At 69.1% G+C, this 14,763-nt stretch carries 13 protein-coding genes; 11 read left to right on the top strand and 2 right to left on the bottom strand.

Annotated features, from left to right (window positions below; genetic code table 11):
* Nucleotides 1–40: 40 nt before the first annotated feature.
* Nucleotides 41–724, top strand: a complete 684-nt coding sequence (locus tag CKO41_RS03575; protein WP_200252840.1) for a hypothetical protein — start codon at nt 41–43, stop codon at nt 722–724.
* On the opposite strand, the gene CKO41_RS03570 is transcribed toward CKO41_RS03575, so the two are convergent.
* Nucleotides 689–2,590 carry a GGDEF domain-containing protein gene (locus tag CKO41_RS03570; RefSeq protein ID WP_200381287.1) on the bottom strand — a complete coding sequence of 634 codons (1,902 nt, stop codon included), beginning with the start codon at nt 2,588–2,590 and terminating at the stop codon, nt 689–691. The genes CKO41_RS03575 and CKO41_RS03570 overlap by 36 nt on opposite strands.
* A 397-nt stretch (nt 2,591–2,987) precedes the next feature.
* On the opposite strand from CKO41_RS03570, the gene CKO41_RS03565 reads away from it, so the two are divergent.
* The gene (locus tag CKO41_RS03565) at nt 2,988–3,884 is read left to right on the top strand and encodes a DUF6279 family lipoprotein (RefSeq protein WP_200252836.1); all 897 of its coding nucleotides are present in this window, start codon (nt 2,988–2,990) and stop codon (nt 3,882–3,884) included.
* Nucleotides 3,885–3,963: 79 nt separating this feature from the next.
* On the opposite strand, the gene ffh is transcribed toward CKO41_RS03565, so the two are convergent.
* Entirely contained in the window at nt 3,964–5,355 is a 1,392-nt protein-coding gene (gene ffh / locus CKO41_RS03560; protein WP_200381286.1) for a signal recognition particle protein, read from the bottom strand.
* A gap of 148 nt (nt 5,356–5,503) precedes the next feature.
* On the opposite strand from ffh, the gene CKO41_RS03555 reads away from it, so the two are divergent.
* The 9 genes from CKO41_RS03555 to CKO41_RS03515 all read left to right on the top strand — a co-directional run bounded on the left by CKO41_RS03555 (nt 5,504) and on the right by CKO41_RS03515 (nt 14,703).
* A complete protein-coding gene (locus CKO41_RS03555; protein WP_200252831.1) occupies nt 5,504–6,319 on the top strand; it encodes a cytochrome C assembly family protein in 816 nt (271 codons plus the stop codon).
* Between the two features lie 26 nt (nt 6,320–6,345).
* The gene (locus tag CKO41_RS03550; protein WP_200381285.1) at nt 6,346–7,488 is read left to right on the top strand and encodes a phosphotransferase; all 1,143 of its coding nucleotides are present in this window, start codon (nt 6,346–6,348) and stop codon (nt 7,486–7,488) included.
* A 10-nt stretch (nt 7,489–7,498) separates the two neighbouring features.
* Nucleotides 7,499–9,241: a RyR domain-containing protein gene (locus CKO41_RS03545; protein WP_200381284.1), complete on the top strand. Its 1,743-nt coding sequence runs from the start codon at nt 7,499–7,501 to the stop codon at nt 9,239–9,241.
* 123 nt (nt 9,242–9,364) lie between these two features.
* Nucleotides 9,365–9,799 carry a response regulator gene (locus tag CKO41_RS03540; RefSeq protein WP_200381283.1) on the top strand — a complete coding sequence of 145 codons (435 nt, stop codon included), beginning with the start codon at nt 9,365–9,367 and terminating at the stop codon, nt 9,797–9,799.
* Nucleotides 9,800–9,817: 18 nt separating this feature from the next.
* Nucleotides 9,818–10,180 carry an Hpt domain-containing protein gene (locus CKO41_RS03535; protein WP_200381282.1) on the top strand — a complete coding sequence of 121 codons (363 nt, stop codon included), beginning with the start codon at nt 9,818–9,820 and terminating at the stop codon, nt 10,178–10,180.
* Between the two features lie 174 nt (nt 10,181–10,354).
* Nucleotides 10,355–11,359, top strand: coding sequence for a TIGR00341 family protein (locus CKO41_RS03530; protein ID WP_200381281.1), 1,005 nt, complete (start codon nt 10,355–10,357; stop codon nt 11,357–11,359).
* Between the two features lie 1,208 nt (nt 11,360–12,567).
* Nucleotides 12,568–13,020, top strand: coding sequence for a carboxypeptidase-like regulatory domain-containing protein (locus tag CKO41_RS03525; RefSeq protein WP_200381280.1), 453 nt, complete (start codon nt 12,568–12,570; stop codon nt 13,018–13,020).
* 1 nt (nt 13,021) lies between these two features.
* Nucleotides 13,022–14,236 carry a phage tail sheath family protein gene (locus CKO41_RS03520; RefSeq protein WP_200249861.1) on the top strand — a complete coding sequence of 405 codons (1,215 nt, stop codon included), beginning with the start codon at nt 13,022–13,024 and terminating at the stop codon, nt 14,234–14,236.
* Between the two features lie 17 nt (nt 14,237–14,253).
* Nucleotides 14,254–14,703 (top strand): phage tail protein, encoded by a 450-nt coding sequence (locus CKO41_RS03515; protein WP_200249863.1) that lies wholly within the window; start codon nt 14,254–14,256, stop codon nt 14,701–14,703.
* Nucleotides 14,704–14,763 lie beyond the last annotated feature (60 nt).

Below are 14,763 nucleotides of genomic sequence, written 5' to 3'. Positions count from 1 at the left end.
CCCCGTCCACCCATCAACGCAACCGGAGCACAGAAAGGCGATGGCGATCGATCCGCAACTCCTATGGGCCGCTGGCCTCGGCCTCTATGTCCTGGCCGTCCTGCTGCTGACCAAGCTGCCCTACGACTGGATGGTCGCCCGCGGCATGGAGCCGATCCGCGCGGTCTACTACAACCGCAAGATCGTCCACATGCTGGCCGGCGGGGTCGGCTCGCTGATGGTGCCGCTGGTCTTCACCGACCTCTGGTATCCGCTGATCGCCGGCGTCCTGCTGAGCCTGGTGACCTACGGCGCCCACGCCTCGGGGCTGCGGATGTTCTGGTTCCAGACCCCGGAGAACCGCAACGATGTGAAGTTCGCGCTGAGCTGGCTGGCCTCCGTGTCGCTCCTCTGGTGGCTCCTCGGCAATCCGTGGCTCGCGATCCTGCCGGGGCTCTTCATGGCCTTCGGCGACGGCGTCACCGGCATCGTGCGCAACGCCGTGATCCGCAAGCGCTCGAAGAGCCCGATCGGCAACCTCTTCATGCTCATCGTCTGTGCGCCGATGGGCTGGATCGTCGGCGGCCTGGCCGACCCGGCGATCCCCGAGTGGGGCCTGATCGCCGCCATCATCGCGACCGTCGTCGAGCGCTACGAGTTCGGCGTCATCGACGACAACATCCTGATCACGGCCGCCGCCTCCGCGACGCTATTGCTCGGCACGGCGATCGGGCCGCTGTTCTGACGGTCGCTCGACGCCCTCGCCACGCCCGGCCGGGGATGCGCCGACGCCGTCGACACAGGGCGGCAGCCGGCGCAGGACCAGGCCGGCGGCATCCGCCTTGGCCTGGTGCTTCATCTCGGCGATGATCCGCGCCAGGTCCTCGACACCGCCGCAACCGTGCCCGGGGTGGACCTCGAGCAGGGCCGCGCTGCAACGCATCAGCGGCATGTCCCGTTCCTGACCGTAGCGGTCGTGCGCGCGGATGTAACCGCGCTCGCGGTCCTGCGGGTCGTAGAGGCTCTGCACGTCGCAGCGAAACGTCTCCAGTAGGGCACCGAGCCGCTCGACGACGGCACCACGGGACAGATCGCAGATGCCGACGAAGAAGTCGTCGCCGCCGATGTGGCCGACGAACCAGGGGCCGCCGATCGGCAGGTGCTTGCGCAGCAGTTCGGCGAACATCAGGATCGCGCGGTCGCCGCGGCGGAAACCGTAGTGGTCGTTGAAGGCCTTGAAATTGTCGAAATCCAGATAGACCAGGCAACGGGTGCCGGCCTCCTCCTCGAGCGCCCGCGAGACGTACTCGTGGATCGGGTTGTTGCCGGGCAGCTTGGTCAGGGGGTTCTGATCACGCGCCGCGGCCAGGTTCTTCTGCTCGATCAGCTGGAGCAGCGACATCGCCGAGATGAAGCCGAGATAGCGGCCGTCGAGGGTGACGAGCAGGCCGGCCGGGTTGACGTTGGCCGAGTAGGCCTCGACCAGGCGCTCGGCCGAATCGTGGATGTCGACCACCGGACAGGAACGCACGAAGTCGCGCAGGCTGCGCGCATAGGCGCGATTGAGGATCAGGTCGCGCCCGTAGATCGAATAGATGAACTCCCGGATATCGGCCTCGAGGATCAGGCCGAGCGGCCGATCGGCCTGATCCAACACGGGCACGACATGGTGGCCCTGATCCTGGCGGAAGGCCTCGAACATCGCCTTGACGCCGTCGGCCTCGTGCAACGGCGCGATCTGCTGAAGGCAGGCCTCGATCAGCGCGCGGTCCCCCTGCGTCTCGCGCCTGTCCTGGTCGTTGATCTCGGCGATCCGCTGATAGCCCGACCGCAAGGCCTCGATCGCTAGCTGCGGTCGCGCGATCAGGTAGCCCTGGACCAGGTCGCAACCGGCCTCCTTGCAGGCCAAGAGTTCACGCTCGGTCTCGACCCCCTCGGCGATCACCGAGATCCCCATCACATGGGCGAGCTGCACCGTATTGGCGACAAACAACCGTTTCTTGTGGTCGTCCGCGATGCCCGAGATGAAGAAGCGGTCGATCTTGAGCAGATCCGGCGGGTGCTCGTAGAGCAGGCGCAACCCGGCATAGCCGGTACCGAAGTCGTCGATCGCGATCTGGAAGCGGTGCCGGCGGTAATCGGCGACGAGCCCGGCCATCTCCGGCGTCGCGGCCAGGTCGGCGCGCTCGGAGAGCTCGAAGCACAGGGCGTCGGCGGCGAGCCCCTGACTCGCCAGCAGCGCCCGCGTCTCCTCGGGCCGATCCTGGGTCAGGAGCCGCGGATCCAGGTTGAAGAAGAGCCGGTAGCGCGCAGCGTTCGGCAGCCGCGCGAACTGGGCGACCGCCAGCGCCCGCAGGTGCCGATCGAGGTCGCGGGTCAACCCGAGCTGCGCGGCCCGCACGAAGAGGGCGTCGATGTCGTCGAAGCCGAGCTCGGCGGCACCGCGCAGCAGCGCCTCGAAGCCGTAGACGCCGCCGGTGTGGATGTTGACGATCGGCTGGAGCGCATAGCGCAGCGTCTCCCGGGCCCGCTCGATGAGCGGCACCCGAGCGACCGGTTCCACACCCCGCTCGGCGACGGTGGGCACGGATCGGTGCGGCGATCGGTTCATGCCGAAACTGACCTTCTCGTCCAAGACTCAGGGCCTCGCGCGGACTGCGGCCGGTGCGGAGCACCGCCTAGGCGATTGTCGGAAACAAACCGACCGGATGACGCCGGACTTTCGTTTGTCTTCAAGGAGCGAGCGTAGGAGCATAGCCCAGCTATGTGAGTGCGCTCGCGACACAGAAGACGGGCGAAAAGACAAGTCAGACGGTAGGTTTGTTGACAGAAATCGCCTTACTTAACCACGCTTGCGAGTCAGTCGCATGACCGTTGCCTGGGCGTGCCCGGCCGGGCATGCTGATGACCCGTTCGCTTCCGCATACAACGACCCCATGTTGGCGGTGTTGCAGCCGTCGGCGGATGTCGCCGGCCTCGCGCCACTATCGACCACGGACCCGAAGCCCATGCTCCCGAACCTGCGGCGGCACCTCGCCATCGCCGTGCTCGCGATCTTCGTCGCCCTGGCACTGGCCGGCTGCACCCGCGTGCGGCTCGCCTACAACACCGCCGATCTCTTCATCACCCACTATGTCGAGAGCAACATCGGGCTGACGAGCGCCCAGCTCGCGAACTGGCGGCCGACCCTCGATGAGGCCCTGGCCCGCCATCGTCGCGACGAGCTGCCCTATCTCGCGGCCTTCTTCGACACCGCCTGGCGCGAGGCGCGCCGCGGCCTCGACGAGCGCGCGGTGGACTGCCTGCTCGGGCAGTTCCAGACCATCTACCGCCAGCACGCCACCCTGACCGCGGCCGTGCTGGCCCCGCTGCTGGCGGAGGCGGGGCCGCAGCAGATCGACCGACTGGAGCGGCAGTTCCGAGAAGACCTGGAAGAGGACGCGGCGCACCACGCGCGACCGCAGCGCACCGAGCGCTCCGCACGCAATCGCGCCAAGCGCTACGGGGAGTCGGCCGAGTGGTGGATCGGTCCGCTCAACGACGCGCAGCGCGCGATCATCGCCGAGATCACGGCCGAGATCCCCGACACGGCCGAGCGCTGGACCATCTACCGCTACAGAAAGCAGAGCGAGCTGATCGGGCTGCTGCGACGCGGCGCCGACGCGGCGACCATCGAGACCTTCCTGACCGATTGGATGGTCGAGCACCGCGACCTGCCGCCAGACCTGCGCCGCATCCGCGAGGAGGTCCGCACCGGGATCGGCGAGCTCCTGGTGCGCCTCGATGCGACCTTCAGCGCCGAGCAGCGAACGCACTTCACGCAGCGCCTGAAGGCGCTGCGCGATGATTTCATGACGCTCCAGCGGCAGCCGCGGCTGGCCCCGGTGCACTGCGCCGACGCCTGAACCTGGCCGTCGGGTCGGCTGTGCGGACGATCGACCGATCCGAACGGCCTCGGTTGCCCGAGCGCACGACGGTCGGCCCTCAGCGCAGCGGGGGCATCCCGCCGGGCGGGAAGCCCCCGGGGAGGCCGCCGGGCAGCTTCCCGCCCATCGCGCGCATCATCCGGCCCATGCCGCCGCCCTTCATCTTCTTCATCATCTTCTGCATCCCGGTGAACTGCTTGAGGAGGCGGTTGACATCCTGGACCTGGGTGCCGGAACCGGCGGCGATGCGCCGCCGCCGCGAGCCCTTGATGATGGCCGGGAAGGCCCGCTCCTGCGGGGTCATCGAGTCGATGATCGCGATCAGCCGAGTCACCTCCTTGTCGTTGATCTGATCCTTCATCTGCGGGGGCAGTTGGCCGGCGCCCGGCAGCTTCTCCATCAGGCCGGCGACGCCGCCGAGCTTGGTCATCTGCTCCAGCTGCTCCTTGAAGTCGGCCAGGTCGAAACCCTTGCCCTTGTTGAGCTTCTTGACCAGCTGCGCGGCCTTGTCCTGATCGACCTTGGCCTGCACCTCCTCGACCAGCGAGACCACATCGCCCATCCCGAGGATCCGCGAGGCGACCCGGTCGGGGAAGAAGGGCTCGAGCGCCGTATTCTTCTCGCCGGTGCCGAGGAACTTGATCGGCTTGCCGGTGACCTGGCGGATCGAGAGGGCCGCGCCGCCGCGGGCATCGCCGTCGGTCTTGGTCAGGATGACGCCGGTCAGCGGCAGGGCGTCACCGAAGGCCTTGGCGGTGTTGACGGCATCCTGGCCGGTCATCGAGTCGACGACGAACAGGGTCTCGGCCGGCTTGATGGCCGCGTGCAGGGCCTGGATCTCCTCCATCATGGCCGCATCGACATGCAGGCGACCGGCCGTGTCGACGATCAGCACGTCCTTGAAGCGCTTGCGCGCGGCCTCCAGCGCCTCGCGGGCGATCGCGACCGGCGCCTGGTCGGGGCGGCTCGGGTGGAAGTCGACGCCGACCTCGCCGGCCACGGTGCGCAACTGGTCGATCGCCGCCGGGCGGTAGACGTCGCAGCTCACGACCATCACCGACTTCTTCTGCCGCTCCTTGAGCCAGCGGGCGAGCTTGCCGACGCTGGTCGTCTTGCCCGAGCCCTGGAGGCCGGCCATCAGGACGACGGCCGGCGGCTGGGCGGCCAGGTCGAGTGCGGCATTGGCCTCGCCCATCAGCTTGACGAGTTCGTCGTTGACGATCTTGATCAGGACCTGACCAGGCGTGAGGCTCTTCGCGACCTCCTCGCCGAGGGCCTTCTCGCGGATGTCGTCGATGAACTGGCGCACGACCGGCAGCGCGACGTCGGCCTCCAGCAAGGCCATGCGGACCTCGCGCAGCGCGTCCTTGATGTTGTCCTCGGTCAGCCGGCCCTGGCCGCGCAGGTTCTGCAAGACCTTGCCGAAGCGCTCCTGGAGATTCTCGAACATGCGGTTACCTCGACGGTGGCGCGACGGTTGACGGGGACCAGGCCCGCCGCCGCGCGAAATGGACGCAGTATAAGCAAAGACCGGCCCCAGCCGAAGGGATCGCCAAGGCCGTTTTCTGCACGCCGCCTTTGTGCCATCATTCCCGGCCATGATGCAGAACTATTTCGCCGTCACGGTCGTCTTCTTCTACCTCGCCAGCGCGATCCTCATCGCGTTGCGGCTGTTCTGGCGCGAGCGGGACACGCTGCCGAGCCGCAACCTGGCCCTGGCGCTGGGCTTCGCCGGCCTGCTGCTGCACGCCTGGCTCCTGTTCGACCAGATCTTCCGCGGCCCCGGGCTCAACCTGGCCTTCTTCAACGCGCTGTCGCTGACCTCCTGGACGGTCGCGACCCTGCTGCTGGTCTCAAGCCTGACCAAGCCGGTCGAGAACCTCGGCATCGTCCTGCTGCCGGTCGCGGCCCTGACCCTGATCCTGGAGACCCTCTACCCCGGCCTGAACTTCATGCGCCAGGCGGCCAGCTGGTCGCTGAAGATCCATGTGCTCTTCTCGATGCTGGCCTACAGCCTGCTGACGCTCGCGAGCGTCCAGGCGATCCTCCTCGCGGTGCAGGACCACCACCTGCGCACCCGCCACCCGGGCGGCTTCGTGCGCGCCCTGCCACCGCTGCAGACGATGGAGAGCCTGCTCTTCGAGATGATCGGCGCCGGCTTCGCGCTGCTGACCCTCGCGCTGCTGAGCGGCTTCGCGTTCCTCGAGAACATGTTCGCTCAGCACCTGGTGCACAAGACGGTCCTGTCCTCGATCGCCTGGCTCATCTTCGGCGGGCTGCTGCTCGGGCGGATGCGCTACGGCTGGCGCGGCCGCACCGCGATCATCTGGACCCTGAGCGGCTTCGTCATGCTGATCCTCGCCTACTTCGGCAGCAAGGCCGTGCTGGAGCTGATCCTCCACCAGGGGCCTTGAGACCCCGCCCGCCGGACGGCGACCGCGTGGGCCACCCGCCGCGCTCCGCCACGCCAGGCCCGCGCGCCCGCGCCGCGGCGCCACCTCCCGAGCCCGAGGCGGCGGCGATCGCCAAGGGCTTCGCCCTCGCCGCCCCGCTCCTCGCCATCGAGCCCCTCGGCTCGGGTCTCATCAACCGCACCTATCTGGTCACGACGGCCGGCCCGGCCTATGTCTTGCAGCGGCTCAACGGCCAGGTCTTCCCCCAACCGGCAACGATCCTCGCGAACCTCGACCGCCTGACCCGGCATCTCGCCGGCCAGTCGGGGGAGGACACCGCCGGGCTGCGACTGCCAGCGCTGATCCCGACCCGCCGCGGGGAGCTCGGCCTGCGCGACGCGGCCGGCGACCTCTGGCGAATGCTCGAGCACGTCCCGGCCTCGCGAACCCTCCCGCACCTGGAGACGCCCGCGCAGGCCGGCGCGGTCGGCGCCATCCTGGCCCGCTTCCACCGGGTGTGCGCGGGCCTCGACCCGGCGCAGGTCGCGATGACGCTACCCGGTTTCCACGTCACGCCCGCGTACCGGCGACGCCTCGATGAGGTCCTCGGCGGCCCAGGACCGATCGAGCGATCGGCGGAGGTCGACGCCGCGCAGCGCTTCATCGACGCGCGCGCCGACCTGATCGAGGTCCTGGAGAGCGCCCGCGCCGCCGGCCGCCTGCCGTTGCGCGTCGTCCACGGCGACCCGAAGCTCGACAACATCCTCTTCGACGCGGCGGGCGAACGGGCGATCGCGCTGATCGACCTCGACACGGTCCAGCCCGGACTCGTCCACCACGACATCGGCGACTGCCTGCGCTCCTGCTGCAACCGCCGCGGCGAGGCCGGCAGCGGCGCCGCCTTCGACCTGGCCCTGTGCCAGGCGCTGCTCTCCGCCTACGCCGAGGAGGCGGCCGGCCTGCTCGCCGAGGCCGAGGTCGCGCTCCTCTACGATGCGCTGCGCCTGATCCCGCTCGAACTCGGCCTGCGCTTCCTGACCGACCACTTGGAGGGCGACCGTTACTTCCGCGTCCGCACGCGCGGCGAGAACCTGCGCAAGGCCCAGATCCAGCTCGCGCTGGTCGCCGACATCGAGCGCCAGGCCGGCGCGATCTGCCGGGGCATCGCCAAGGCGTTCGGCGGCGGCTGAGCCAGAGCGCATGCCGCCGCTCGTCCGCCCCCCGTCCCTCGTCCTCGCCGGTCTCGACCCGCTGGCCGGCGAACTCGCCGCGCACCTGCACCTGGGCGGCCGATCCTTCACCCGACTCGCGAGCGACGCGCCGGCGGCGCGCCGCGCGCTGAGTCGGGCCGAGACCGCGATCGTCGCGGCCGGGCCGGACACCCCCGCCGAGATCGACCGAATCGCCACCGCCTGCGCCCAGCGCCGGGCACGCCAGCCGCTCCGCCTGATCCTGGTCTCCGACCGCGAGCCGGCCTCGGCACCGCCTGCGCCTCCGGCCCAGGCCAGGCTGCGCATCGAGACCCATGGCATCGAAGAGGCCGCCGCGCGCGCCCTCCTCACCCGCTGGCCGCTACACGCGGGCCTGGACCCGCTGTTCGGCCAGGCCGCCCACCTGCTGGTCGCCGGCTGGGCGCCGCCGGCCCGGGCGCTGATCCTCCAGGCGCTGCGGCTGATGCACTACGGCGGCCCGACCCCGGTCCTGACCATCGCCAGCGACGCCCCCGAACGCGATCGGGCCAACTTCCTCGCCGCCCACCCGCAGGCCGAGGCGATCGCCCGGCTGCGCTTCGTCACCCCCGAGGACCCGGTCGCCGCCGACACCCCGCCGGTGACCACGGCCCACGTCTGCCTCGAGGACGCCGCGGCTGGGCTGGCCCTGGCCGAACGGCTCGCCGCCACGATCGCCGAGCGTCAGCGGGTCGCGCCGCCGATCCACCTGGAGGTCGGCGCCTTGGAGCCGCGCGGCGGGCTCGACGCATGGGATGGCCAGCTGCATCCGTACTCCTACCGCCGCGTGGCCTGCCACCCCGAGGTCCTGCTCGACGGGCGCGGCGACGAACTGGCACGGACGATCCACGCCCACTATCGCGACAGCATCGCCGCCCAGGGCCGCGACCCGGACCTGGCCCCGGCCGGGCGGACCTGGGAGGCGCTCGACGACGCCTACCGCCGGGCCTCGCGCCACCAGGCCGATCACCTCTGGGCCAAGCTGGCCCTGAGCGACTGCCGGGCGCTGCCCGAGGAGCTGGTCGAGACCTTCACCTTCTCGCCGCTGGAGGTCGAACGCCTCGCCGAGATCGAACACGACCGCTGGGCCGCCGACCGCCGACTGGCCGGCTGGACCCATGGCCCACAGCGCGACGATCGGCGCCGCCATCACCCCCAACTCGTCCCGTACGCCGAGCTGAGCGAGCCGATGAAGGACCTCGACCGCTTCGCCGTGCGCCTGGCGCCGGTCCTGCTCGCCCGCTACGGGCGCGGCCTGGTGCGGATGCTGATCGTCGGCCTCCCGGAGCCCGAGCCGCCGGTGCCGCCGACCCGCGCCCTCGCGCGGCTCGCCGAGGAGGTCCTCGAACGACTGGTCGCGCGCTACCCGGACCGCAGCCTGGTCCTCGCCACGACCCTCGCCGGGGCCGCGAGCCGCGCCATCGTGCGCCGGGGCATCGAGGCCTTCGGCGCCGGCCTGTTCCTGCTCGCCGAGCGGCCCCTGGGCGAGACGCTCGCGGCCCAACCGGACGCCGCGGCGCGGCGCGACCTCCTCGGGCTCGTCGCCCAGGCCGAGCGGCGCATCGCGCTGCCAGACCCCGACGCGCTCGCCGCCTGGTTCGCCGAGCGCGCCGAGATCGAACTGCGGATCGGCGCGCCCGCGCCCAACCCGGCCGCCAAGGGCGTGCGGATCGACCTCGCCCGCGGGTGCGTCGCCTGGGGCTTCGAGTACTGACCTGGCCCGCACCCCGAGGGCCTACCCCGTGAAGCCGGGCGGGCGACTGTTATATCCTCGCCGTCCGAGCACCCCTCGGACCCGGCCGCCCGACCGCGCGGACGGATCGTGGAGACACCGCCGATGCGCATCCTGATTGCCGACGACGCGAACGACCAACGCGAGCTCCTCGGACGCCTGCTCGAGCGCTGGGGCCACGAGGTCGTGGCGGCATGCGACGGCCGCGAGGCCTGGGAGATCCTGCGTCGCGAGCGGGTGCGGCTGGTGCTCAGCGATTGGATGATGCCGGGGCTCGATGGCCCCGAGCTGTGCCGGCGGATCCGCGCCGAGGCGGCCGAGCGCGGCGCCTACGTGATCCTTCTCACCGGTCGCGACAGCGAGCAGGACCTGATCGCCGGCCTCGAGGCCGGGGCCGACGACGTCCTGATCAAGCCGTACCGGATCGAGGAGCTCGAGGCACGCCTGGACACCGCGCAGCGCGTCCTGGCGCGCGTAGCGCCCGCGGCGCAGCCGGCGCACGGCGCACCGACCCCCGGCCCCGCCACGGCCGATCACTGAACGACGAGTAGCCACGCCATGACCGAGACAGACCGCATCCTCGAGGAGCGGACCCTCGCCGAGATCCGCGACCTGATGGCGGAGGACTTCCCGTCCTTCATCGAGCACTTCCTCGACGATGCCGCGGACCTGCTCGATGACGTCGGCCGCGCGCTGGCCGCCGACGAGGCACGGGGCATCGAGATCGCCGCCCACACGCTCAAGTCGAGCGCCGCGAGCCTCGGCGCGCGGGCGCTCTGCGAGGCGGCACGCGACCTCGAGGTCAAGGGGCGCGCCCGAGACCTGGCCGACGTCGATGCCCTGCTGGCGCGGGCGCGCACGGAGTTCCAGCGGCTCCAGGACGTCCTCGCTGCGATGAACGACCGCCCCCGCCCCAACTGAAGCGAAGCGGAGATCGCATTTTCGCTTCGCGTCGACGGCCGGAACCACTGGGGTCATCGACGCGACACGGGCGCACCTTGCGCTGGTATCATCGCGATGCCAATGGGCCGTCGCGCGACCCGATCCGATGAGGTCGCGGCCCAATCCCCTGCCCCTATCCGTGAGCAGCCGCCGATGCGCATCGTCGAAGTGGTCGCCGACGCCAAGCACGCGAAGACCCTCGCCGGGATGGCGCGCTTCTATGGCGCCGTGGACTACTGGTGGGGCAACACGAGCGCTGACGGGCGCTGCACCATCCGGATGCTGGTGCCGGACGAGAAGCGCCAGGCCCTGATCGATTCGCTCCAGGACCTGTTCATCGCCACCGACCGGGCGCGGATCGTCGTCCAACCCATCGACGCGACCCTCACCCACGAGGGCCCGGCCCAGCGCGACGCGAACGACAACAAGGAGAAGACGGTCTCCTCGACCCGCGAGGAGCTCTACACCCAGATCGCCAAGGGCGCCCAACTCGACAGCAACTACCTGATCCTGACGGTGCTCTCGACCCTCGTCGCGGCGATCGGGCTGATCGAGGACAATATCGCCGTCGTCGTCGGCGCCATGGTCATCGCCCCCCTGCTCGGGCCCAACATCGCGCTCGCCTTCGCCACCTCGCTCGGCGACCGCGACCTCACCTGGCGCGCGCTCCGGACCAACATCGTCGGCGTCTCGATCGCGGTGGCGATCTCGATCGCCATCGGCCTGTTCCTGCCCGTCGGCCTCGACAACGCGTCGATCGCGCTGCGCACCGACGTCGACCTGGCCAGCGTCGTCCTCGGCCTCGCCTCCGGCGCTGCGGCCGTCCTCTCGCTGACGACCGGCCTGTCCTCGACCCTCGTCGGGGTCATGGTCGCCGTCGCCCTGCTGCCCCCGGCCGCGACCATGGGGATGATGATCGGCGCCGAACGCTGGCCGGACGCCTTCGGCGCCTTCCTGCTGCTGACGACCAACATCGTCTGCGTGCTGCTCGCGGCCAAGCTCGTCTTCCTGCTCAAGGGGGTGCGCCCGCGCTCCTGGATCGAGCGCAACCGCGCCAAGCAGTCGATCCTCATCTACTTCTCGCTCTGGGTCGTCCTCTTCCTCATCCTGGTCGCCGTGATCCTGATCCGCACGACCGGCTGGGACATTCCCTGGTAGCCGGGCCGCTGCGGGGAGCCATTTCGGTCGCATTACGGCCGGCCCTTGCCGACCGGGTCTCGATAGCCAGGCGGCGCGTATTGGAATGGCCGACCCGAGGTGATCGCGAGCACGCCATCGAATCCCTGGTCACGACCCGCCCCATTGCCTTGATCGAATCGTGGGATTTCGATAGCCGACCCCTCGAAGGGCGGGCACCTCGAATTCTTCAACCTAAAAGCGGCAGTTGGACGGTGCCCGAGGTGCGCCGCGCGGGGGTTTCCGACAAGGCACAAGGAGGCGCAATAGCCCGGCTATTGCAACGACTTGTAACACCGCCGGGCGCCGCGTGCGACGTGCATCGGGTGCCGTAGCGGCCTTCACCGAGCGGGTGAGCAGGACTCACGTAGAGCCTCCGCGCGATTTCAACCACTTGAATCCATGATGAAGCGGTCAACTGCCGTTTTTAGGTTCAAGGTGCCCTGGAAAGGACACGTCTGCCCATGGCCCGAAACCCGAACACCCATGCCGAAAGGGGACGGGCATACCCGACCTCCGAAGAGGTCGTACTCCGGCCGTCACGCGGGCATGGCCGGAATTCTCCCTGAATGGCAAATTCCATACTTTCTTAGCTGGAACAGGGTCTTCCATGACCCAGCCCCATCTGACGCCCTGATCCGGACGATCCCTATTCGCCGCCGACATCGCCATTGCGCGATCGGTTTTCGCCGTCTATTGTTTAGGGGACCTTGGAACATTGCCATCCGGGCAGTTTTTCAAGACGCGAAGCGAAAATGCGATGTCCGCTTCGCTTCATTTCAGTCGCTTAGGCGACTGGAAATCGCGGGGTATCCTGGCCCCGCGCGGGCGCCTCGAATCTTTCAAGGTGGCCTTTATCGGCAGGCCGCCGCGAGGCGCCACCCGGTAGCCATTGGCTCCGCCGCCTGGCGACGAACCGACCGCCAGGTACCAGCCGTCGCATTGCGCAGAGGTCAACGGTGCTCGTCACGGCGAATCAACGTCTTGAGACCTGGATCAGAACGGTGCTCACGGGCCCCGCCGTATCCTTTGAGCCGCCCCGCGACACGGCCGACGAAGGGGCGATTTGGATCCACTTGCTCGATCTGCTCCCGTCCCCTGCCACCAGTCCTTCTCCGCGCCCCTCATTGTGCCTATCCGTCCGTTATCTACTGACGGCTTGGGGTCAGTCACCCGAGGCCGAGCACCAATTGCTCGGCGAGTTGGTCGTCGCCGCCATGCAGTGCACGGAGTTCGACGTCGAGTTCCAGCCTGTCGACATGGCCTTTTGGCAGGCCTTCGCACTCCCCCCGCGACCCGGCTTCACAGTCCGGTTACGCATCGAGATCGAACGTCCAAGACCGGCGATCCCCCTGATCCGCACGCGGGCCAGGGTTCGGGAGACCGGCGTTACCAGCCTGTCCGGCCAGGTCCTGGGAACCGGCTCGGTTCCGCTCAGCGGCGCCGAGGTCTCGGTGCCATCGCTGCGGCTCACGACCCGCACCGACCACCGGGGTGGGTTTCGGTTCACCTCCGTTCCCACTGGTCTCGCGTCGGGATCGCTCAGGGTCCGCGCCCGCGGGTTAGAGCGGACCGTGCCACTCGCAGGATCGGCAGGTCGCGCGGCACCGCTAGTCATCCACTTCGACATCAAGGAGGGCTGATATGGTCAACGTCCCCAGCACACCGGGCGTCTATGTCATCGAGGTGCCCGGAGGACCCCGGCCGATCGGGGGGGTCGGCACCAGCACCGCCGCCTTTCTCGGGGTGGCGAGCCGTACGCGGAATCTCAACGAACCCGTCGCCTGCAACAACTGGTTGCAATTCGTGCGGGCCTTCGTCGAGGAGGGAGACCGGGCGACCGACCTGGCCCGGGCCGTCTTCGGTTTCTTCGCGAATGGCGGCACGCGTTGCTATGTCGTCAATGTCGGCGAAGGCAATGGCATCGCCGGCGACGCCAAGCGCCGCACCGGCCTGGCCTGCCTGGAGCCGATCGACGAGATCTCGATCGTCGCGGCACCGGGCTATACCGACAGCGGTTCCTACGACCATCTGCTCAGCCACTGCGAGGCCCTCGGAGATCGCGTGGCCGTACTCGACGCGCCGCTGAAGGTCGACGACACGGATCGGCTCAAGGAGATGTCCCAGAACCAGGCCCCGGCCAGCACGGAGGCCGACGGCGAGCCATCGACCAGGTCACGCGCACGATCCGGACTGCGTCCGCGCGATTCGGACTCCGGCTACGGCGCCTTCTACTTCCCCTGGTTACGGATGCACGAACCGGCCGAGTTCGGCCGCGGCATCGTCGCGGTGCCACCCTCGGGCCATGTCGCCGGGATCTACGCCCGCGTCGACGCGACGCGGGGCGTGCACAAGGCGCCCGCCAACGAGGTGATCCGCGGGGCAATCGGCCTCGAATACGCGGTCACGCACGCTGAGCAGGCCGAGCTCAATCGCAAGGGGGTCAACTGCATTCGCACCATCACGAACGGGATCCGGGTTTGGGGTGCGCGCACCCTGGCCCCCGAGGCCAGCGAGTCGCGCTACATCAACGTCCGTCGGCTGTTGAACTTCATCAAGGAGTCGATCCGCGAAGGCACGAACTGGACCGTGTTCGAACCAAACGATGAGATGCTCCGCCAGTCGGTCGTTCGCGATGTCAGCAACTTCCTACGCATGCAATGGCGTACCGGGGCCCTGGTCGGCAGCCGCGCCGAAGAGGCCTTCTTCGTCAAGTGCGACGCCGAGAACAATCCGCCGGAGGCAGTGGACAACGGACAACTGATCATCGACATCGGGTTATGTCCGTCGAAACCGGCCGAGTTCGTCGTCTTCCAGGTGACCCAGTGGTCCGGCGGGGCCCAGGTCGAAGAGGCCTAAGCGAGAGGAGCTGAACCATGGCTGACGAACGCAATCTGTTGCGCGTCTACAACTTCGTCTTCGAGCTCCAGGGGGTGCGGGTCGCTTACTTCACGGAGATCAGCGCACTGGGCGTCGACATCGATGTGATCGAATACCGCGAGGGCGGCGATGCGGCGAGTGTCCGAACCCTCCCGGGCCTGGTCCGCTATCCTCGGATCACGCTGAGCTGGGGCGTCACGACGTCGGGCGAGATGTGGCAGTGGCTGATGACGGCGGTCAATGGCCGGGTCGAGAAGCGCAATGGCGCCGTGATCTCGCTGAGCCCCGACGGCAACCGCGAGGTGGTCCGTTACAACCTCACGCAGGTCTGGCCCTGCACCTGGAACAGCGCCCGTTTCGATGCACTGGGCAACGAGGCGGCGATCGAACGGGTGACGCTGGTCGCCGAAACGCTGGAGCGTGTCGCCAATGCTGGCGCAGCTTAAGCTCTGGGTCGTCGCGCTGTTGCAGGGCTGGGTCGAGCGGCTGTCCGATTCGACCAGGGA

Source organism: Thiococcus pfennigii (genome assembly GCF_016583835.1).
In the GTDB taxonomy this organism is placed as follows: domain Bacteria; phylum Pseudomonadota; class Gammaproteobacteria; order Chromatiales; family Chromatiaceae; genus Thiococcus; species Thiococcus pfennigii.
Note: the sequence above shows the minus strand (reverse complement) of the source record. Positions and strands in the feature narration are given on the sequence as shown.

What these genes read in the sequence shown, in the direction of transcription:
- CKO41_RS03575 (WP_200252840.1), top strand. Translation starts at nt 41, where the DNA reads ATGGCGATCGATCCGCAACTCCTATGGGCCGCTGGCCTCGGCCTCTAT.
- CKO41_RS03570 (WP_200381287.1), bottom strand. Translation starts at nt 2,590, where the DNA reads ATGAACCGATCGCCGCACCGATCCGTGCCCACCGTCGCCGAGCGGGGT.
- CKO41_RS03565 (WP_200252836.1), top strand. Translation starts at nt 2,988, where the DNA reads ATGCTCCCGAACCTGCGGCGGCACCTCGCCATCGCCGTGCTCGCGATC.
- ffh (WP_200381286.1), bottom strand. Translation starts at nt 5,355, where the DNA reads ATGTTCGAGAATCTCCAGGAGCGCTTCGGCAAGGTCTTGCAGAACCTG.
- CKO41_RS03555 (WP_200252831.1), top strand. Translation starts at nt 5,504, where the DNA reads ATGATGCAGAACTATTTCGCCGTCACGGTCGTCTTCTTCTACCTCGCC.
- CKO41_RS03545 (WP_200381284.1), top strand. Translation starts at nt 7,499, where the DNA reads ATGCCGCCGCTCGTCCGCCCCCCGTCCCTCGTCCTCGCCGGTCTCGAC.
- CKO41_RS03540 (WP_200381283.1), top strand. Translation starts at nt 9,365, where the DNA reads ATGCGCATCCTGATTGCCGACGACGCGAACGACCAACGCGAGCTCCTC.
- CKO41_RS03535 (WP_200381282.1), top strand. Translation starts at nt 9,818, where the DNA reads ATGACCGAGACAGACCGCATCCTCGAGGAGCGGACCCTCGCCGAGATC.
- CKO41_RS03530 (WP_200381281.1), top strand. Translation starts at nt 10,355, where the DNA reads ATGCGCATCGTCGAAGTGGTCGCCGACGCCAAGCACGCGAAGACCCTC.
- CKO41_RS03520 (WP_200249861.1), top strand. Translation starts at nt 13,022, where the DNA reads ATGGTCAACGTCCCCAGCACACCGGGCGTCTATGTCATCGAGGTGCCC.
- CKO41_RS03515 (WP_200249863.1), top strand. Translation starts at nt 14,254, where the DNA reads ATGGCTGACGAACGCAATCTGTTGCGCGTCTACAACTTCGTCTTCGAG.